The sequence below is a fragment of the Vibrio maritimus genome, assembly GCF_021441885.1.
Classification (GTDB): domain Bacteria; phylum Pseudomonadota; class Gammaproteobacteria; order Enterobacterales; family Vibrionaceae; genus Vibrio; species Vibrio maritimus_B.
The window spans coordinates 556580-576539 of sequence record NZ_CP090439.1 but is presented as its reverse complement, the minus strand read 5'-3'; the positions used below and the strand labels follow the sequence as shown (position 1 = coordinate 576539).

Sequence of the window (19960 nt, the reverse complement as noted above, 5' to 3'; positions counted from 1 at the left end):
AAAATGTGATCTATTTTCCATTTTCCCTTGTCTGATGTAATTAAATCAATAACTTAAAAATGCTAACGCATCACTCTAAATGATATCCATGGATGTAAATATATATTTCATAAATGGAATTATGTCTGATGTCACAGTCGTAGCTAAAAAAATAATAAAAAATATCATCATACAAATGAGGAGTTTTAGATGAAAAAGAATCTTGTGGCATTGATGATAGCAGCGGCAACTATGGCTGGATGTAGCTCGACTGGGTCAAGTGAAGTGACTTCTGCTGCAGAGCGTGGTTTAGATACCGAAACGCTACTTGCAACCAATACCAAACCTTTTATTGCAGCCAGCGAGATCCCACAAGGTGATGCAGAAGGCTTAAAGAGTCAGCTACTCAATCTGAAAGATGGCGATGAACTGATCATCCCTGTTGGACAATATGAGAACCTTGGCCAGTTCGATATCACTGCCAGTAACGTGACGATTAAAGCCGAAGAAGCGGGTAAAGCCTGGCTAACAGGTTTGGTTCAAATCAATCTACGTGGCAACAATATCAAGTTGGAAGGTGTAGTCTTTACCGATGGTGGCCCGGCAGAGCGTATGGGTGGCATTATCTTCCGTGGTAATGACAACCAATTGGTGAACTCAACGTTCTACTACTTCAATGACCGCTATGCGTATGAGCCAGACGATCGACGTTCTGAGTATCCAAAAACACTTTGGATTGCTATGTATGGTAAGAACAACCAGCTTGTGAACAACACGTTTGAAGGCAAACACAAGCGTGGCACCTTGATTGGTGTACAGAAAGCTAAAGGCGATGAAACCGCCGATCACCACTTGATCAAGGGCAATCTGTTCTATAACCAGAAACATAACCAATATAACGAGTTCGATATAGCAGAAGCGAAACGCTATAACTCAAATAGTTGGGAAGCAATTCGTCTGGGTGATTCAAAGAGTTCAATTTACCCATCAGAGACGACCATTGAAGGTAATCTATTCTTGCAGAGTGATGGTGAGACAGAGCTAATTTCACTTAAGTCAGCGGGCAACGTGGTACGTAACAATACACTTATTGATAACGCATCCATGATCTCTTTGCGTCACGGTGTAAATAACACGGTTGAGAACAACGTTATCCTTGGTAACGGCAAGCGCTTCAGCGGTGGTATTCGTCTCTACGATGCTGGTCACGTGATTCGTAACAACTACATCGAGCGCGTAATGGGTACCGGTGATGTGCGTGGTGGCATTGCGATCAACACAGGTATTACAGATGTTGCTAACGGCGAGACATTGTCGCAAGACGTCAAGGGCAAAGAGCTCAATAAACAAGCGACGCCATACAATGTGACGATTGAAAATAACTCAATCATCGATTCGCGTCAGAACTTCCTTTACTCAGATAAGCGTCACCGCGTGAGCCTTTACGATAACTCAAAAGTGACTACGGTTTTTGCCGGCACAGACGTGACCTTTAGAAACAACATCTCTTACGCAGGCGTATCAAATAGCCTTGCGCTGAAAGGTAACGACTCTATTGCCGCGCTTGTGAATCCAACTTACGACAATGACATCTACTTTGGTCCAGTGACAGGTACTGAACTTCCATGGGAAGGTGTGTTGTATCGCGACCCTAAGTTTGCCCCAGCAGAGAATGGCTTGCTAGAAGCAACCAACTTTGAAGGCGGTGCTCGTAACCTGACTGTACTCACCATGAATGACACTGGTGCTAGCTACCGTATCACCAAATAACTCTCAGTAATCCCTACTATTTTAGAGGCTCGCCTTGGGCCTCTTAACCCAAGAGAATTTACAATATGAAGCTTAAGACTTTATCTACGCTAATTGCAGTGGCGTTAACTGCAGGGACCCTTTCTGGCTGTAACTTTTATGATGAGCCTCCTGGTGGTGAAACTCCAGAAGAGCCAGGTGGTGGCAATCCACCGATTGAAGGTGTTGATGTTATTGTTGAAAACGCTGCTGAGCTTGTTACTGCAATTGCTGCGGCGAAAGAGGGCGAAATCATCGGCCTCAAAGAAGGCGGTGACTATGCCTCAATGGGGACAGTGATTCTTGAAAAGCCTCTCACGCTAACATCGGTCACTGTTGATGGTGACCTCAGCGAAGATGGTGAAAATCAAGCAGTGATTAGTGGTGCAACTTGTATCGATGTTCCAACAAGCGCTGACCAAATTCTAAAAGGTACCACAGGTATTACGCTGCATAACATTAAGTTCCAGGGCGTAGAGCTTTCGACTTGTGGTACGGAAGATACATCTCGCTCTATCATTAATATTGGTAAAGTCGGCGATGGTAACACTCCGGTTTACTTGAAAAACCTAACGTTCGATGGTGCAAGCTTTGCAGAGTCGACAAGCGCACCGACAGCGTGGATCTACTCTCGCGGTTTGGTCAATGTATCGGAGAGCGAGTTTAGTAATAAAACGGTAGCCAATACCGCAACAGGTATCCTTTATCTGAACTGTGGTAGTAACAAAATCAATGGTGGCAGCGCGAGACTTGGAAACCCGACCTTTGACAACAATACGGTCGCTTTGGTTGCTGATTCGGCAAATATCCCTGGGGTAGTCGCAGGGCAATTTGACGGCAAGCAGTGTGCAGCGAAGATCACCAACAACAGCTTTGCTGGCTTTGCTATCGAAGAAACGGCGCAGGAAGATACTATCGCTGCGGTTATCGACGGTGATACAACAGGTACCAACATCATTTCAGGTAACACCTATACCGATGTAGGTTCGCCACCTCCGACGGAGCCTGATAATGACGTTCAGGCTCTCAATGAGGCAATCGCGGCTGCGAGTGCGGGTGATGTGATTACTCTTAAAGCGGATGGCGATTACTCAAGTGGCATTATTGCATTGAACAAAGCAGTGACGCTGGATGGTGGAGATGCTGCGACTATAAGCGGTAGTGCTTGTATTACAGTCACGGCGCCAGGTGCTTCTGTCATTGGCGTTAACTTTAATAACAGCGCGATTGGTGCGGAGTGTAGTACTGAAGACAGCGATGGTCGCCGTGGCGCTATCACCATTGAAGAGGCAGCATCTGACGAAAATGCACCAGTTATACTAGATAACCTTTACTTCGATTCAAGTGCGATTACCGAAGATGGTCTTTACAAAAAATCTAGCTGGGTATATTCAGCTGGTCATGTCCATCTTTCGAATAGTGATTTTGTAAACCTTAAATCTAATATTCAGAATAACGCCTTTTATACACCGTGTAATAAAGCAGCAAATAGACGTGGAATCCGTTTAGAGAATAATAACTTCACTATTGATGATAGTGGCGATAAAGAAACTGCCGCAATTAAAATAGGTAATTCTTCAGGTGGGAATCAAACAGCTGATAACTGCAATGTATATATTCAAGGCAACCATTTTGAAGGCTACTATCAGGACCTATCTGCAGCAGCAGGGTCAGGTAAAGACCGCGTCGTTTCTATTTTTGCTACCGATGATGCGGTAACCAGTGAGAATGGCGATGTAAGAACGGATAATACGTTCAACTTAAGATAATTCGAAAATAACAAGAATTTATATAGAGAATATTATGATGAAGAAATTAGCCCTAGCAGCTGGTGTATTTGCGATGTCTTCTGGCGCTGCATTCGCAGCCGACAGCACGATTACCGTTAAATGGGAACATAAATTACTCGATGGCCGTACCGACCGTCCTAAGTTCGAGTTCGGCCATCGTATGGATAACGGCTTTAAATTTGGCTTTGAGCAAGTTTGGCAGTATGACCGCAGCAAAGATAAGTACGAGACAGGCTACGCGCCAGAGCAGTATGAGCTGACGTTCAAAACCGACTACCGTCATCGTTGGGGTGATCGTAATGAGCACCAAGCAGGTCCGGTACTGGATTATCAGTTGAAAGAGACAGCAAGAAACGTGCGTGTCGGTGCTTTCTATGGTTACCGCTTTACACGTAACTTCGATGCGAAAGTACGTGCACGTTACTCACAAAACATCGATCGCTTGCGTCTAGATAGCTATGACAGCAGTGGCAACCTTAAGCCGGGTAGCGACCGTGAAGACCTCAATAAAGAGATGCGTTACGACTTGTGGTTAACCTATCGTTGGAACAGCTGGACCTTCGTTTGGGATGCGATTTTCCTACAAAAAGTCTCTTCGTTCGAGAATAGCAGTGGTGTCGAGCAACACGTTTACGACAACAACGAACGCTTTGCGATGGAGAACGAGTTTAGCGCCGAGTACCGTCTACCAGAAGCGCGCGCCCATGCATTTTATGGCAAGTTTAAGCTAAAGCAAAAACTGCTTAAAGATAGCCATGCAAACAGTGCGTACGATTGGTATGGCAAGCGCGATAACGCCATCGAGTTTGGCTACAAATATCGTTTCTAAAAATTAGGTAAATAAGATAGGAGCGCAGCGAGGAACTAGACCTACTCGTTGCGCTCTTTTTTGTGAATAGAAGTATGGAAAATAGAACAAAATTATTAAGCTTAATGCTGGGCTCTCTGCTGATGACTGGCTGTAATAGTGATTCCTCATCAGGCGGTACTATTCCACCAGAAGAGGGCTCTCCACCAAATGAAGGTGAATACGCCTGGGATATCGACCAATGGAAAATAACTATTCCTGCTAGTAAAGATGATTGGTACGGCAGTGGTGGTACGAGTGCGGCTGAACTAGAGCCTCAACACTGTGTATCGAGCAAAGACGTGCTGAGTAACGATTCGGTGATCTATCACAAACCGCATGACGTCACTTTCTTTGAAGTTGAAGACGAGAGAATGGTGTTTCGGGCCAACATGGGATTTGGAACCACAACGGCTAATTCCAATTACATACGCTCTGAGTTAAGAGAGCTATTTAACGCTCAACGTATTGGAACGTGCAGTACCAGCTCAAGCAACACAAGCTGGTTTATCGATGATAAGGCGACTAATACTCAAAGCCACACCTTAAAGTCTACGGTAAGCGTTGATGAGTACCCAAATATCTCCGGACAAGAGCCTAAAGTCATCGTTGGACAGGTTCACGGCTGGAAGATTAAGCAGGCATTAGTAAAGATTCAATGGGATGGTCCATCAAAACCGGTTCGAGCGATACTCAACAAAGACTTCTATAAGAATAATCAAAGCTGCGAAGAGGGCACGTCGAAGTATCCGGAATGTAAGGATTGGTCGTTTAGCGTTAACCTTGGCACCTATCCTGCCAACATGGATTGGAACTACGAGATAACAGTGGATGGTAACGGCATTGTGATGAGAACTTCAGATACAGACGGTAGCAATGTTAAGCAACACGCACTTGCTTGGGGAGAGGAGTACCATGACACCAATAATGGCACTGTTACACTAGCTGAGGGCTGGGCAGACGCAGACGTGGCGTATTACTTTAAGGCGGGGATCTACCCTCAATTTAGACCTGATGAGAAGTACGCGGGCGAGCTGTTCGAGGTAAGCTTCTCTGAGGTGGAAATCAGCCACACATCAAACTAATACCTCAAATAAGAAGGCCGATATATGTAAATGTATCGACCTTCTTTTTAATTAGCGCCTCACTTTTGCGAGCAGTTCTTTCTTACGCTTATCTGGAATAACCATCCAATGCATGCCTGTCAGTGCTCCTTCAATCTGCCAAAGTAATTGCTCACTAACATTGTTATGGCACTTGGCTAGCGCTCGGTATGCGCCCACTGCGCCTCGAACACGCAGCAGACCGATGGTCTTGATACCTGCTTTGGCGAGCATCCGTTCTGTGGTGTACTTCATGTTCGGCAGGTCTTTTATACGAACTACATCATTGTTTTGCTGCTGCTCTTTTTCTTGCACTGCCTGATCTAAAGCTGTTCGGCAATCTTTTACAAGCTGCTCGTCACTATCAGGTTCAAAGCTCTGATAGCGTGTAGTGACGATTTGCCCTTGTTTCTCGTAGCTGAATCTTTGCTCTATTGGAATCTCAGCAACGTTAGTTTCTGGAATACGTAGAAATACTTTGCCTTTACTAATTAAAGCAAAGATATTCCCATCAGAGAAAATACCAAAACCACCAAACATAGATTTTGATGTAAGTTCTCCAAATAGATTTGAATGTTTTAATTTTGGTAGGATAGAAGAGATTGTATATTGTGACATCTATCATTCATCCATGAGTTGTTATTTTCAGTGATGATTATATCAATAATAACCCGTAGATAGATGATAAATATTAAGAGTGGCGAAGTTATATCACCACTCTGTGATCTGAATTAATTCGAAATGTTAATGGCTTCTTTCGAGGGGCTGTAGCGTTTTTTCCAGTTGATTGGCATCATAGGCAATACGATTAATAGAATCCCAATAAATGTTAGAACGTCAGGTATTTCATCAAACCAGATCACGCCAAATAGAGTAACAAACACAAGACCTGAATATTCAGCAAGTGCGATCTGATTGGCTGGTGCCTTTTTATAGGCGATAACGATCAACGCATGATAGCCCAATACAAACAGGTTGATCGCCATTATCCATCCGAGCTGGACGAGGTTGAGGGGTTGCCACTGCTGCACTGCTAAAATGAGGGCAACCGGAAGGGTCATCACCCCGGTCCAAAACAGCGTCGAGACGATATGCTGCTCAGCGGGGAGTCTTTTCACCAGTATGTTGCTTACCCCCATCGCTAATGCGCTTCCCAGTCCGGCAATGGCTGCCCAATGGAAATGCTCAGGTCTAAGTACCACCACGACGCCGCTGAAGCCGATCAACGTCGCGATGACCTTATCCTTGGTTGGTCTCTCTTTTAGCAGCGTCATGGCGAGTGGAATCATAAGAATAGGGCCCACGTAAAACATCGCATTTGCTGTCGCGAGTGTTAGGTGAGTGATGGCTACCATCGCACAAGCACTGCCACCAAGGATAAACTGAGCACGTAAAAAAGCGATAGAACCGCAACCATCCATACGAGTTTGACGTGGCAAACGTATCCAAACGGGAAATAGCAAAAGTACGCTAAGTACTTGCCTGATAAACACATACTGAAAGGTAGGCACCTCACCGTTGAGCACTTTTAGCGATACGTCTGAAAAGGAGGCGAGTAGGTTGGCAAGTACCAACAATAGAATAGCTTGATTCGCGTGTTTGGACATTGAGAATATTTGTAATACAAAACTAGGGCGCGGATAATAACCTAGGTTTTGTTGAAAAGCTTGCTTTTTTTATAGGCAAAAAAGTGCCCTCTATTGTTGTCAAAAAACAGAGGGCAGGTAGGTTGTTCTAGGGGCAGTGTAGATAGCGCGATTAAACTTTAAAGCGTCCTACTAACTCTACGACATTGCTGTTAAGTGCAATCACCTCTTGAGACTCTCCAACTTGCTTGTCGCTGAGCTGATTGAGCTCGTTGACGATGTCGTTGATTCGGTGAATGTTACGATTCACGCTTTGAATCACTGTGTTTTGCTCACTGGAAGAGGTTGAGATTTCGTCGTTAAAGCGGCTGATGGTCTCGATTTGTTGATCGAGAGTTTCGAGCATTTCCATCGACTGATCGACTTGCTGACGTGTTCCCTCACAGTTGTGTTTGGTTTGCTCAATTGACTGAACTAAGCTGTCAGATTGCTCTTGAAGTTTAGTCAGCGCTGCTTCTATCTCTGAAGTACTGACTTGAGTTCGGTTAGCGAGTGCGCGAACTTCATCTGCAACGACAGCGAATCCTCGACCATGTTCACCGGCACGTGCCGCCTCGATAGAGGCATTGAGTGCCAACAGGTTGGTTTGTTCAGCGATCCCACCAATCACATTGACGATAGATTGGATACTCTGTGTCTCAAGGGCCATCTGTGAGATGTCGCTTGAGGTTGCCGTTATTTGTTGCTCCAAATCGGCAATGTGCTGCTGAGTGGAGGTATTGATGACTTTGGTTTCGTTGCTCAGACCAGACGCTGTTTGTGCGGCATCTGCCGCACTTCGCGAGTGTTTTTCTACTTCAACCGACGAGTGAGATAGTTCATCAATGGCAGTGACTATCTGAGTTGTCTCGTTAGTATGGGTATCGAGTGTTGTGTGGGTGTCTTGGCAGCTAGACTCGATGAGTTGCGTTTTTGTGCCCAAATCTCGGGTCGAGGTTTGTACTTCTTTAAGCATGGTCTGCAATCCGTCGATAAATCGGTTGATGCCCTCAGCAATCTTACCAAGGTCATCGCTTGAACGGACGTCAAGCCTTTGTGTTAGATCGCCATTCCCTTTGGCGAGATCTTCAATGATCGCTTTGAGTGATACGATAGGTTGATAGAGTTTATTCAGCACCAGTACGACGATTGCCAGGGCTGCCAGTAGCGCCATAACAATAATCATCATCGATTTTTGGCTGGCGCTATCTAGCTCTGACAGAGCTAAGGACTTGTCTAGAGCGACCACCATCTGCCATGTGGTCTGATTGCCAAGCTCAATTGGCTTCGAAATAGCCAGTAAATCTTGACCTGCCAGTTTAAGTTCAGAAAACTGCTCTGGCTGGCGGATGATACTCGTTACGTCGGCAGCAATAACTGAGTCTTGAACGCGGCGCTGAGGTTCTACACCTTCTAATGTTGAGGCAATAACCATACCTTTATCATCGATAACAAAGGCGGTCGCATTGCTGATGGTTTCAAGCTCTATAAGTTTTTGCTGAACATCGTTGAATCGGATATCTGCCATGATGACACCGTTACCCAATGAGTACATGACACCGATCATTGGGGTCTGGTCGCTCTTGGTAAAGAACACGTCACTTAAAGACAAACCACTCTGTCTCTTCGCATCTTGATACCAGGGGCGCTCAGTTGGATTGTACTTACTCTTGATACCGACACCATCAGGAAATGACTCAGACGGACGTGAGGTAAAAGAGGAGCCGTCGTCAAACCCAATCACCATTTTGTCGATACCGCCAAAACGATAGGCCATATGCATCAACTTTTCACTAGGAATGCCTTGGTTATTGTTGGTTTGATACTCTTGAGCGACGGCGTTGACAGTATCAATGGTTCTTTGCACCGTGTTTTCAAGTTCGTTCACTTCTATGGTGAGCGAGTGGTCGATGTCCGACAATATCCGCTGATTGACCTGCTCGCTGAGCATAGAGTGGGAGAAGTAGCTGGTGGCTAAAAGCGAGATAGCTGTTGTGGTGGTCAGGGCTAATATGAGTTTGGACTTAAAGCCCATGTTGAATCTGTCCATCGCAGAATAATACTCCGTGTTCCATTTATTCTGATCGCAGCAGACCGGGCTCGATCAAAGCTTCTGTTTGCTCAAAGCTTTTGTTTGTTCAGAGCTTAGGTTTGCTGAAAGGATTGCCACTATCAGGCGTCCCGCCTGACATTTCATCGAGAAGGGTCATGCAGAACGAACATTTAGCGACTGTTATGTAATACAATAAAGGTACGATAAATGTACTGTTTGGTTCTGTGACCCAACTCATAACTAAAATAATTCTCAGAGTTATAACGATGTTTTGAACAGTAATGTGAGCTTAATTGCTCTACAAAACAGTAATTTATGAAGATTGTTTGGTATGTCATGTCATTTGTCAGCTATCTGAATAATATGAATATCCCCAAAACTTGATCTATGTCTCATTAATCTTATTTGTAATACATTAAGATTAATGGCGTTCGAGAGCACAGTGTGTCTCAAGAATCTGTTGAGTCGCAAAATGCGGCTTAACGCCCCCATTATCTCGTTCGACCCCAAGCGATAGAGGTAATTACCAAACCTACTTGATAAGAACTAGAACATTGTCGATTGAGCAATGTTCACTTACCCCCGGAGTTGAAGTGGGCGTCACCCCCTTTAACTATGGATCTCCTAATGTCGTTTTAACCCTCGCATTATTACAGGTGGTGCGAGGGTCTTTTTTTATGTCTGACAATAACCACTTTTGTCATTCAGTCTTTCCTACCAAGTCTTTTACTGTTCTCTTAGTTAGTAACCCACTGAAAATCTTATATATTGAGAAAAATTAGCGAGTTAGCATGGGTTTTTGTGACGTTGATCTCATTAGGATTAAAAATATGAGGCGGATCATAAGTAATACAATATCGGTGTAACAATTAACGATCTAGGTCACGCAATAATTATATTGTACTACAAAAAGAAAGGGGCGAGGGTATAGTGAAGATAACCCAATAACTCATCAAAAGGTTTCAAGATGGATCTCAATACTACCATTGTTGGCATCTACTTCCTGTTTCTAATCGCAATAGGATGGATGTTTAGAACATTTACAAGCACGACCAGTGACTACTTCCGCGGGGGCGGCAGTATGCTTTGGTGGATGGTTGGTGCTACGGCGTTTATGACGCAGTTTAGTGCGTGGACGTTTACCGGTGCTGCAGGTAAAGCTTATGCTGACGGCTTCGCCGTTGCAGTCATCTTCCTAGCGAACGCATTCGGCTACCTTATGAACTACCTTTACTTCGCGCCGAAGTTCCGTCAGCTACGTGTTGTAACTGTTATCGAAGCAATTCGTATGCGCTTTGGTAAGTTCAACGAGCAAGTGTTTACTTGGTCTGGCATGCCAAACAGCGTGATTTCTGCAGGTATCTGGCTAAATGGCCTAGCGATCATTGCATCCGGTATTTTTGGCTTCGACATGACAACGACGATTGTTTTGACAGGTCTTGTTGTACTAGTGATGTCAGTTACAGGCGGCTCATGGGCGGTAATCGCATCTGACTTCATGCAGATGGTTATCATCATGGCGGTAACCGTAACTTGTGCTGTCGTTGCTATTGTTCAAGGTGGTGGTGTTGGTGAAATCATCAATAACTTCCCAACTCAAGAAGGCGCGTCTTTTGTATCTGGTAACAACCTGAACTACCTAAGCATCTTCGGTATCTGGGCATTCTTTATCTTCTTCAAGCAGTTCTCTATTACTAACAACATGCTGAACTCTTACCGTTACCTTGCGGCGAAAGACTCAAAGAACGCGAAGAAAGCAGCACTTCTAGCTTGTATCCTGATGACTATGGGCCCACTAATTTGGTTCATGCCTTCTTGGTTCATCGCTGGTCAAGGTGTTGATCTTGCTGCTCACTACCCAGACGCAGGTTCTAAGGCGGGCGATTTTGCTTACCTGTACTTCGTACAAGAATTCATGCCAGCAGGTATGGTTGGTCTACTAATCGCAGCGATGTTCGCAGCAACGATGTCTTCTATGGACTCTGGTCTAAACCGTAACTCGGGCATCTTCGTTAAGAACTTCTACGAGCCAATCGTACGTCCTAATGCAACAGAGAAAGAGCTCGTTATTGTTTCTAAGCTAACGTCTACCTTCTTTGGTATTGCGATTATCCTAGTTGCACTATTTATCAACTCGCTTAAAGGTCTAAGCCTATTCGACACCATGATGTATGTAGGCGCGCTAATTGGCTTCCCAATGACCATTCCAGCATTCTGTGGCTTCTTCATCAAGAAGACTCCAGACTGGGCAGGTTGGGGCACACTAGTGGTTGGTGCGGTTGTTTCTTACTACGTAGGTTTTGTTATCAACGCAGAAATGGTTGCTAACTGGTTCAACCTAGAGCCGCTAACAGGTCGTGAATGGTCTGACTTGAAAGTTGCTATCGGTCTGATTGGCCACCTAGTGTTCACAGCAGGTTTCTTCTGCCTAACAACACTGTTCTACAAGCCACTATCTGAAGAGCGTCAGCAAGATGTAGACAAGTTCTTCAACAATCTAGCAACACCTCTAGTAGCTGAGTCTACAGAGCAGAAGAAGCTAGATAACAAACAGCGTCGCATGCTTGGTTCTCTAATTGCTTGTGCGGGTGTTGGTGTGATGGCGATGTTCCTTCTACCTAACCCACTATGGGGACGCATGATCTTCGTACTGTGTGGTGTGATTGTACTTGCTGTTGGTCTTCTACTTGTGAAAGCAGTCGATGAGTCTGTTGAGCAAGAAGATGCGGAAGCAGTAACGAACAACGCGTAATCATATTTACTTTAAATTAAGCGGCCACTTTGGCCGCTTTTTCTCCCTCTATTCCTGTTCCATTGAGATAGATATATTCGTTATGAAAAAGAAAGCTATTGCGCTGTCCCTGACAGCAATTTTCTCGTCTGCAGTCCTGGTTGGCTGTGGTGCAAACTCAAATACCGACGCTCAATCGCAAGAAGCCTCTGTTGCAGCTGAAACCGTTGCATTTAATGAAGTGACGCGCGATTACCTACTTTCAAGTGACCGTTTGGTCAAAGTAGATGGTGCAGAGCTTACCGAAGTGTCTGCTGAGCAAGTTGAAGCACTTAAAGCTCAGATCGAAAATGCCAAAGACGGTGAAACCATCACCATCGCAGACGGTAAGTACCGCAACCTTGGTCACATGCTAGTAAAAGCAAACGGTGTGACAATCAAGCCAGAGACAGAAGGCAAGGTGTGGCTGACCGGTTTAGTTCAGTTTGAACTGACGGGTAATGATATTACGCTTGATAGCCTAGTATTTACTGAAGGTGGTCCTGCAGAGCGTTTTGGTGGCGTTCGCATGATGGGTAATGGCAATACACTGCAAAACTCGACCTTCTACTACTTTAACCACGATTATACATACGAGCCTGATGAGCGTCGCTCTGAGTATCCGAAGTACCTGTGGGTTTCTCTATGGGGTAAAGATGGCAAGGTGATCAACAACCGTTTCGAAGGTAAGCAAAAGCGCGGCACACTCATCGGTGTTCAAAAAGATGAGACTCCTGACAACCACCTGATTGCGAACAACATCTTTGTTGATCAGAAGCAAAACCAGTTTAATGAGTTAGCGATCAAAGAAGCGGTTCGTTACAACGGTAACAGCTGGGAAGCGATTCGAATTGGTGATTCAAAAGCGTCTCAATGGGATTCAAGCTCTAAGTTTATCAACAACCTGCTTGTAGATATGGATGGTGAGCGTGAGCTTATCTCGATCAAGTCGGGTGATAACGAGATTTCAGGCAATACTATCTTTGAAAGCGCTGCACTAATCTCTTTGCGTCACGGCAAAGGCAACAAGGTTGAGAGCAATATTATCCTAGGTAACGAGAAGCTACTAACGGGTGGTATTCGTATCTATGATGAAGACCATGTGATCCGCAACAACTACATCGCTAACACTCGTGGTCGTGATGGCTTGATCGAGGGTAATGCTGACCTACGCGGTGCTGTTGTGATTAACACGGGAATCATCGACGTTAAAAATGGTGAACAGCTAGACCAGTCTGTGAAGGGCAAAGAGCTCAACAAGCAATGGACACCTAAAAACATCGATATTGAAAACAATACGTTTGTCGATACAGAGTGGGGCATGGTTTACGGTAACCAAACGCACCGCGTAAGTCTGTTTAACAACGATGAAGTTGAAAATATCTTTGCTGGCGTTGATATCAACTTCAAAAACAATGTTGTTGATAACTCAAAGAATCCTGAGTTCGTAAGCGTACGTGCGACAGAAGACTTCCCGCTTGTGAATGCGACCTACGAGAATGAGTTCTACACTCAAACGTTAGTGGGTAAAGACCAGCTAAGCAGCTATTCACTTGAACTACCAGAAATGACGGTAACTAACGGCTTTAACCAGTATCAAGGCGCGGGTGCAGATACAGAGAAGCTGGAGCTTGTGACGGCAGATACCGCTGGACCTAGCTATGAGTTAGTAAACAGCAAAAAGCTAATCGACTAGCGAACAAAAAAGCCGCCACTTCAAAAGTGGCGGCTTTTTTACTAGTTTCTGATCACTTGATACAGTGCAGGATCATTTTTTACACCTTCTGGTGCTTTGATGCCATTCTCTTTGAAATAGGCTTGCATATTACCGGTCGCTTTTTTGAAACTGTCTTCACTTTCCCAAATGGCAACATTGATAAACTCAAACGTCGCACCTTCGCTAAGTGCCTTGTGAAGATTCGTGGACACATATCCATCTTCCTCTTGCAAAAAATCACGTGCCGTTTCCCAAAACACCAGAGTTTCTTCCACATGACCTTCAGGAACCGTAAATGGGTTGATTAGAACGACTTGAGCATTTGCAGCGAATGAAAGTGAAGCTGCGGCGAGTAGGCTAATAGGCTTTTTAATATTCATATCATTTTCCTTTTGTTATTTTCGAAAGGAATGATATGGAAAATTAGTTGCATATCAATTGTATATGCAACTGACTTTGTAATATATTATTGCAGTTCAACGTTAGTTTCACTTTTGGATGGCGATGACCTATCTTGAATCGGTGGATGAGTTGGGGCGTTATCAAGAGCACGCCTTTACCTCGGTCTCCAACTTTCTATTCAACAGTGCTCCATGTAGACGACTTGATTTCGACCTTGCAGTTTTGCTTGATAGAGAGCGGTGTCTACTCGAGAGAAGACACTCGTATCTTGGTCACTATCGACAGTCCTAGTGACCCCAAAACTCGCTGTGACATGAATCTGTTGACCCTCAAATAGAAATGGGTCACTGTCAATAGCCTCTCGTAGTCGCTCTGCAACCAATGATACAGCCTCACGATCTAATCTAGGGAGTAATACGGCAAATTCCTCTCCACCGACCCGCGCAAACGTATCTTCTGGGCGGATGATAGCATTCACTCGTTTAGCTACTTGTTTTAATACTAAGTCACCAGCTAGGTGACCGTGGGTATCATTGACGTTTTTGAAGTAATCAATGTCGAAAAGAATCAACGAGCTTGGCGATTTGCTGGTTAAGGTTGACTTCAAGGTGTCAAAAAAGAAACGCCGGTTGGCGATATGAGTCAGTGAGTCTGTCTCGCTTTGCCGTCGCAGCCTTTTTTCGAGGTGGTATCGAGTAGAGATATTTCGGGTTAACCAGCATACAACTCTTCGTCCATTTCTTGTAAAGGAGAGGGGAGAGATCTTACCTTCGAATCTAAGCGTTCCTGATGGACCTGACGCCTCATCCAGCCCGTCAACATCGGAGGCACCTAAATCGTATTCGACAGTGATAACTTCATTATGATCGAGCGCGAAAACGATCTGACTGATAAACCAGTCAGCTTTGTCCTTAGGAAGTACCTCATGCAATGACTGTCCTACTAACACAGAGCCATCGTGATATGACTGAGAGTCGGTGCCCCCTAAAATATCGACGTAGTCGCCATCTTCACTGAGAATGAAAACAGGGTCGGGAAGGCAAGAGAGAACTTGGTATACCTCTTCCAGTGTTGTGGGCATGGCTTTCCTTGTATTGTTAATCCTATTAGTTAAAAGATTAGACTGATACAACGGCGAGTGATACGGCAACTATGAAAAGGAGAGGCTTGAACTGGCAAAAATGAGCTCTTACTCTAATTTTTGCTGTAACTTTATAAGTTTAGAAAGGCAGTACGTATCCGCACTGCCCTGATATTAATCATCTGACGTTGAGTCGTCATCAACAATATCGTCTCCAATATCGTCGTTGTCGTCATAGTCAATGTTAGCATCAGCGGGTTCTGCCGCTGCTTTTTTACCATTCAACGTATGAAACTTTTTCCTGTCCCTTGCGAGGTGGATATACTTGACCCACGTCTTTTCTAGCTTATTTTCCGCTTGTTTTTCATCGGATAGAACCTGTAAAAAGTGACGTTCTTCGTCAGTTTCTGGAGAGAGTTCTCCCAGTTCTAACAAGTTCATTGTGTCCCCGAAGCGAATCAGGATCTCCTCTTCAGCAATGGTAAAGTCTCCGGATTTTGCAAATCCACGTCGAAATCGTTTGTTGTCGTAGAACGGTTTCTTCCCAAGACGAAAATCTACATTTTGCATAGTCACCCTCATAAAATGACGTTTATCATCGAACTCTGCCACAGTATAGACAGAGCTTTGTCTGTTGGTTAAATTTTAATCGATGAAAAATTTAAGTGTCTGTTAGGACGTTACTTTTACGTGTTAATTTGAAGGTTAGATGACCAATCCGTGAAGGTTTTCTTGCACCATTTAGTTCCGAAAATGGCTAGTTTATAGAGTTACTTGGTTTACACTGTTGGCATCAATAGAAAATAAGGATGTGTATTTTGGTGTTGAATCGAGCCTCGATGACCAATGAGCAGTATCAAAGTGCAAGACTCTCTAGAGATTCACGATTTGATGGTGTCTTCTTTGTTGCGGTCAAAACAACAGGCATTTTCTGTCGCCCAATCTGCCCGGCAAATCCACCCAAAGAGCAAAATGTGGAGTACTTCACTAACGCTCATATGGCACTCGAAGCCGGTTACAGGCCTTGTTTGAGGTGTCGTCCAGAAAGTGCGCCAAACTCTTGGGCCTGGCTAGGCGCTGAGACAAGTTTTCGACGCGCATTAACCTTGATAGAGCAAGGTGCATTGAGCCAATCAAGCTGCGAGGAACTCAGCGATAGGCTTGGTATTAGTAGCCGCTATCTCCGCCAGCTCTTTAAAACACATCTGGGTGTTTCGCCGAAAAAATATGCTCAATATCATCAGCTTATGTTCGCCAAGCAATTATTGCATCATAGTATGTTATCGATCTCTGACATCGGTTTTGCTTGTGGCTTCAATAGTACTAGGCGGTTTAATGATGCCTTTAAGAAGACGCTGAATCTCACACCCTCTCAGCTTCGTCGTCATGGCTCAGGTAAAGAAGCGCGAAACGTTGTTTATTTGGCGTATAGAGGCGCTTATGACTGGCAATCACTACTCAGCTTTTATCAGAAAAGAGCCATCAATGGCATAGAGAAAGTGACTGATACAAGTTATGAGCGATATGTGGAGATCAGCGGCAGTTTGGCGTGGTTCAAGATTTTCGCGGATCATGAGGGCAAGCAAACCGTCAAGATTGAATTTGAAATGGAGGATGTCACTAAACTGTCAACTCTCCTTACGACAATCAGACGGGTGTTTGACCTCGATACTGACATCACCGCGGTTGAGTCACATCTGAATGGCATCAATCACGAGTTAATCGTTCACTCTGGATTGAGACTACCTGGAGTATGGTCAACATGGGAAGCGGGTGTTCGTGCGGTACTCGGGCAGCAAGTTTCGGTAAAAGCGGCAATTGGTCAGTTAAACCTGCTTAGTGAGTCGCTTGATTGTCGTGTGTCTGGTCAATTGGTTTTTCCAACACCCGGCGTAGTGTCGAATGCAGATTTGAGCTTTTTACGTATGCCGCAAAGCCGTAAAGATACACTGGCACGCTTAGCAAGCCACCTTCGAGAACACTGTGATGATTCACCGAATAACTGGTTAGCGCTCAAGGGAATTGGTCCATGGACCGTTAACTACGCACTGATGCGAGGGCAATCAGAGCCAGACTTATTCTTGAGCTCTGATCTGATTGTTAAAAAATACCTAAAAACTAATGAATTGATGAGTGAGGAAGGCGTTTCCCCTTGGGGAAGTTATGCCACCCTACATTGTTGGAGCCACTATTAATGAACTACTACACCATACTAGAAAGCGACTTGGGCCCTATTACTATTCAGGCAAGCGACGAAGGGCTATTAGGTATCTGGTTTGAACAACATACGACTTTGCCAAATGAACTGGGTCACTATCAGCCTGAGCATCCAGTTTTATCTGATGCGGCAACGCAATTGACGGAGTATCTTTCTGGGACACGTCAGCAGTTTTCATTGCCACTAGCCGCGAAAGGGACAGAATTTCAAATCAAGGTGTGGGAAGTGCTGTCTAGTATCCCATACGGGGAGTCGATCAGCTATCAAGAGCTTGCCAATCGAGTAGGGAACCCAAAGGCGGTAAGAGCTGTCGGAACGGCAAATGGGAGAAATCCAATTTCTATTGTCGTACCTTGCCATCGAGTGATTGGCAAGGATGGCAAATTAACGGGCTATGCTGGTGGCGTAGAACGAAAACTAAAGTTACTAAAATTGGAGTCATCTAGCTCTTGACAGCAATGTGCCTATCATTTGTCCGCCTTGTGCAGAGGTATGGCTGGATAGTTATATAGTTAATATATGAAACAAGTATAACTTTCGAAGTGCGTAATTTATCATTATTTTCAGTATGGGAATGGCTGTAATTGCAATTTGCATCTGGTTTCGCAAATTGCAAAATTAATATGAACGCTATTTCCCTGAAAGCGGTCTATATTTGACCGAATTCAATAAAATTGTACGTTTTAAAAGTTGGCACGCATACTGCATTAATTAAAGCGACCCTTTTTAAGCCGAGGGTCACCTAGCCAACTGACGTTGTTAGTGAACCTCTATTGTTCACACTTGTATATAGCCAGTCACACAATTTGTGGCTGGCTTTTTTTCTTTTTGAACATAAAAAAGCCAGGTCGTCTATCTATCAACCTAGCTTTTTGTGAAAAGTAATGACACCGTTAGAAAATATCCCCTAGTGGGCTTTCCGATTCCTCTTGGCAGCCTTCATAACAACTAGGTTTACGTGGGCATACCGCTCCGCGAGAACAAATCAAACGAGCATCCCCTTCGATTCCCCTCTCAACCCAATTGATGTTGAGTATCTTGGCGACGGTTTGTAGATCTTTTTTGATACCACGAGGAATAGCCACACTTCCCCCTCCTTCCACGCATGATCGCTTAAGCTCGCTAGCAATTTCTAATGCATTGCCGCCTTGGGCGTCGATTGCTGGGTTAAGGTCAATCCCGGCGCACAAGACTCGATTGTTCCCAGCAGGATCCGTCATATTAATCGACTCGCAGCAGTAGATCCTTGGTTCATCGCCGACATTCAAGATGGAGATCTGTGCCGATGATCCATTTTGCGGCTCGGATAGGCGGCGGAATACTGCCCAGTGTTGACATGGGTCGTTAACCATCCGCATATTTCCCCACGGAAGCGGAATACCATTTCCGCGATAGACGGCTTTGAGTTTACCTGGCCCGTAGGCATCGAAGTAGTGCCAATGCGGATAAGGTGATACAACGGTCATTCGACGCATTGCGACCGATGGTGACACACCAACACGTTTGTGCACATCGATTTCATAGCCGCTGCGGTCTAGTAACTGTCTGAAAGGTACTTTTGGGCACAGCAGTGCGCCCGCAAAGAAACTCGATTCGAAATCGCGCCATGCTTGAAGAATGTCCTGTGAGTTGAGAGCCGAAGATGACTGGTTCTGGGTACTGTCATCCCAACTGTTTTGATGCCCCACGCTAAGAACGCTTTTGAGTCCCTCTTCACTGTGTAAGATACGATGGCCGATATATACCGCCAAGTCATATTTAAGACGCGTTGGGTACGCTTTGAGTATCTCGTTTAGGTAGATAGTGCCCGGAGGCTCGAAGAAAGAAGTCACAAGCTGTTTGGCATTAACACCAAGCTCATCTACTACGTCTTTGGGTGTGCGATTGACCCAGCGAACGCTCAGACCCAGATCATTGGCAATATCTATCAGGTCTTCGACAGATAAGTTAAGCCTTTTCAATCCGACTTCTTCAGCCGCACGCTCTAAATCCGGAAAGTGGTTTTGCAAACTCTCTTGATGGGCACGAATCAGTAGATGTGCAAATTGGCGTCCGGTGATACCGGTTTGTGACAACATCTCAGGAATGGCTATTTGCAGGATGTCATTCGAGAATAAAAAGCTTGGCTCCAGTGCCATGCCACTAATCCCACCCCGATTTCCTTTTACGGGAGTGATCTCATCGGGCTCAGGTTCATTGTCTAAGAACCAAGCTGGATCTTTCTGGAATACCTCAGCAATGACCTCGAGCATATCGATACTTGGGACACGCTTTCCTCGCTCGATCATGGAGAGGTATGAGACAGAAGGGGCGTACTCTGGGTTGACTCGAATACAGCGCGCGGAGAGATCTTCCATCGTTAAATGGTTACGTTTCCGTAAGTTACGGACCTTGGTTCCCAAAAAGTGGGATTGGCGGATTAGACTTTTTGACAGGGGCATTTTGTAAAATTCACATTGTAAAATTTTTGTTGTGAAATTGTAGTCAAAAACACGCTAGTCTACAAAGTATACAAATCACAAAACGCATATAAATTTAAACAACCGTTTGGGTTTTTTACTCTAATTTGGACTTAGCAGCTGTAAGA

Annotated in this window: 15 protein-coding genes; 8 read left to right on the top strand and 7 right to left on the bottom strand. The window is 44.8% G+C overall.

Features of this window, described 5'->3' with window-relative positions; genetic code table 11:
* The first annotated feature begins 189 nt into the window (after positions 1-189).
* From LY387_RS19150 to LY387_RS19135, 4 genes are all read left to right on the top strand, one after another.
* Complete coding sequence (locus tag LY387_RS19150) at positions 190-1749, top strand: polysaccharide lyase 6 family protein (RefSeq protein ID WP_234497438.1); 1560 nt, start codon at positions 190-192, stop codon at positions 1747-1749.
* A 65-nt stretch (positions 1750-1814) separates the two neighbouring features.
* Positions 1815-3536: a hypothetical protein gene (locus LY387_RS19145; RefSeq protein ID WP_234497437.1), complete on the top strand. Its 1722-nt coding sequence runs from the start codon at positions 1815-1817 to the stop codon at positions 3534-3536.
* Between the two features lie 34 nt (positions 3537-3570).
* The gene (locus tag LY387_RS19140) at positions 3571-4386 is read left to right on the top strand and encodes a hypothetical protein (protein ID WP_234497434.1); all 816 of its coding nucleotides are present in this window, start codon (positions 3571-3573) and stop codon (positions 4384-4386) included.
* 74 nt (positions 4387-4460) lie between these two features.
* The gene (locus LY387_RS19135; RefSeq protein ID WP_234497432.1) at positions 4461-5489 is read left to right on the top strand and encodes a polysaccharide lyase family 7 protein; all 1029 of its coding nucleotides are present in this window, start codon (positions 4461-4463) and stop codon (positions 5487-5489) included.
* A 51-nt stretch (positions 5490-5540) separates the two neighbouring features.
* On the opposite strand, the gene LY387_RS19130 is transcribed toward LY387_RS19135, so the two are convergent.
* The 3 genes from LY387_RS19130 to LY387_RS19120 all read right to left on the bottom strand — a co-directional run bounded on the left by LY387_RS19130 (position 5541) and on the right by LY387_RS19120 (position 9182).
* On the bottom strand, positions 5541-6125 hold the full coding sequence (locus tag LY387_RS19130; protein ID WP_234497430.1) for a TfoX/Sxy family DNA transformation protein: 585 nt from the start codon (positions 6123-6125) through the stop codon (positions 5541-5543).
* Positions 6126-6238: 113 nt separating this feature from the next.
* Entirely contained in the window at positions 6239-7114 is an 876-nt protein-coding gene (locus tag LY387_RS19125; RefSeq protein ID WP_234497429.1) for a DMT family transporter, read from the bottom strand.
* 151 nt (positions 7115-7265) lie between these two features.
* Complete coding sequence (locus tag LY387_RS19120; RefSeq protein ID WP_234497427.1) at positions 7266-9182, bottom strand: methyl-accepting chemotaxis protein; 1917 nt, start codon at positions 9180-9182, stop codon at positions 7266-7268.
* 970 nt (positions 9183-10152) lie between these two features.
* Between LY387_RS19120 and LY387_RS19115 the strand changes: the two genes are divergently transcribed.
* The gene (locus LY387_RS19115) at positions 10153-11937 is read left to right on the top strand and encodes a sodium:solute symporter family protein (protein WP_234497425.1); all 1785 of its coding nucleotides are present in this window, start codon (positions 10153-10155) and stop codon (positions 11935-11937) included.
* A gap of 82 nt (positions 11938-12019) precedes the next feature.
* Positions 12020-13651 carry a polysaccharide lyase 6 family protein gene (locus LY387_RS19110; protein ID WP_234497424.1) on the top strand — a complete coding sequence of 544 codons (1632 nt, stop codon included), beginning with the start codon at positions 12020-12022 and terminating at the stop codon, positions 13649-13651.
* Positions 13652-13692: 41 nt separating this feature from the next.
* Here the strand turns inward: LY387_RS19110 and LY387_RS19105 are convergent, their stop codons facing one another.
* From LY387_RS19105 to LY387_RS19095, 3 genes are all read right to left on the bottom strand, one after another.
* Positions 13693-14052 (bottom strand): antibiotic biosynthesis monooxygenase family protein, encoded by a 360-nt coding sequence (locus tag LY387_RS19105; RefSeq protein WP_234497422.1) that lies wholly within the window; start codon positions 14050-14052, stop codon positions 13693-13695.
* A gap of 200 nt (positions 14053-14252) precedes the next feature.
* Entirely contained in the window at positions 14253-15155 is a 903-nt protein-coding gene (locus LY387_RS19100) for a sensor domain-containing diguanylate cyclase (RefSeq protein WP_234497421.1), read from the bottom strand.
* Positions 15156-15329: 174 nt separating this feature from the next.
* A complete protein-coding gene (locus LY387_RS19095) occupies positions 15330-15725 on the bottom strand; it encodes a DUF413 domain-containing protein (protein WP_128648420.1) in 396 nt (131 codons plus the stop codon).
* A gap of 245 nt (positions 15726-15970) precedes the next feature.
* Here LY387_RS19095 and LY387_RS19090 point away from each other — a divergent pair, with 245 nt between their 5' ends.
* Together LY387_RS19090 and LY387_RS19085 are read left to right on the top strand one after the other, a co-directional pair.
* Positions 15971-17350, top strand: coding sequence for a DNA-3-methyladenine glycosylase 2 family protein (locus LY387_RS19090; protein WP_419153469.1), 1380 nt, complete (start codon positions 15971-15973; stop codon positions 17348-17350).
* The gene (locus LY387_RS19085; protein ID WP_234497417.1) at positions 17350-17826 is read left to right on the top strand and encodes a methylated-DNA--[protein]-cysteine S-methyltransferase; all 477 of its coding nucleotides are present in this window, start codon (positions 17350-17352) and stop codon (positions 17824-17826) included. Before LY387_RS19090 ends, LY387_RS19085 begins: the two co-directional genes overlap by 1 nt.
* Positions 17827-18266: 440 nt before the next feature.
* On the opposite strand, the gene LY387_RS19080 is transcribed toward LY387_RS19085, so the two are convergent.
* Positions 18267-19814, bottom strand: coding sequence for a DUF3612 domain-containing protein (locus tag LY387_RS19080; RefSeq protein WP_234497415.1), 1548 nt, complete (start codon positions 19812-19814; stop codon positions 18267-18269).
* Between the last annotated feature and the right edge of the window lie 146 nt (positions 19815-19960).

Excerpts from the sequence above, each read along its gene's own strand:
- LY387_RS19150 (WP_234497438.1), top strand. The coding sequence starts at position 190 with ATGAAAAAGAATCTTGTGGCATTGATGATAGCAGCGGCAACTATGGCT.
- LY387_RS19145 (WP_234497437.1), top strand. The coding sequence starts at position 1,815 with ATGAAGCTTAAGACTTTATCTACGCTAATTGCAGTGGCGTTAACTGCA.
- LY387_RS19140 (WP_234497434.1), top strand. The coding sequence starts at position 3,571 with ATGATGAAGAAATTAGCCCTAGCAGCTGGTGTATTTGCGATGTCTTCT.
- LY387_RS19135 (WP_234497432.1), top strand. The coding sequence starts at position 4,461 with ATGGAAAATAGAACAAAATTATTAAGCTTAATGCTGGGCTCTCTGCTG.
- LY387_RS19130 (WP_234497430.1), bottom strand. The coding sequence starts at position 6,125 with ATGTCACAATATACAATCTCTTCTATCCTACCAAAATTAAAACATTCA.
- LY387_RS19125 (WP_234497429.1), bottom strand. The coding sequence starts at position 7,114 with ATGTCCAAACACGCGAATCAAGCTATTCTATTGTTGGTACTTGCCAAC.
- LY387_RS19120 (WP_234497427.1), bottom strand. The coding sequence starts at position 9,182 with ATGGACAGATTCAACATGGGCTTTAAGTCCAAACTCATATTAGCCCTG.
- LY387_RS19115 (WP_234497425.1), top strand. The coding sequence starts at position 10,153 with ATGGATCTCAATACTACCATTGTTGGCATCTACTTCCTGTTTCTAATC.
- LY387_RS19110 (WP_234497424.1), top strand. The coding sequence starts at position 12,020 with ATGAAAAAGAAAGCTATTGCGCTGTCCCTGACAGCAATTTTCTCGTCT.
- LY387_RS19105 (WP_234497422.1), bottom strand. The coding sequence starts at position 14,052 with ATGAATATTAAAAAGCCTATTAGCCTACTCGCCGCAGCTTCACTTTCA.
- LY387_RS19100 (WP_234497421.1), bottom strand. The coding sequence starts at position 15,155 with ATGCCCACAACACTGGAAGAGGTATACCAAGTTCTCTCTTGCCTTCCC.
- LY387_RS19095 (WP_128648420.1), bottom strand. The coding sequence starts at position 15,725 with ATGCAAAATGTAGATTTTCGTCTTGGGAAGAAACCGTTCTACGACAAC.
- LY387_RS19085 (WP_234497417.1), top strand. The coding sequence starts at position 17,350 with ATGAACTACTACACCATACTAGAAAGCGACTTGGGCCCTATTACTATT.
- LY387_RS19080 (WP_234497415.1), bottom strand. The coding sequence starts at position 19,814 with ATGCCCCTGTCAAAAAGTCTAATCCGCCAATCCCACTTTTTGGGAACC.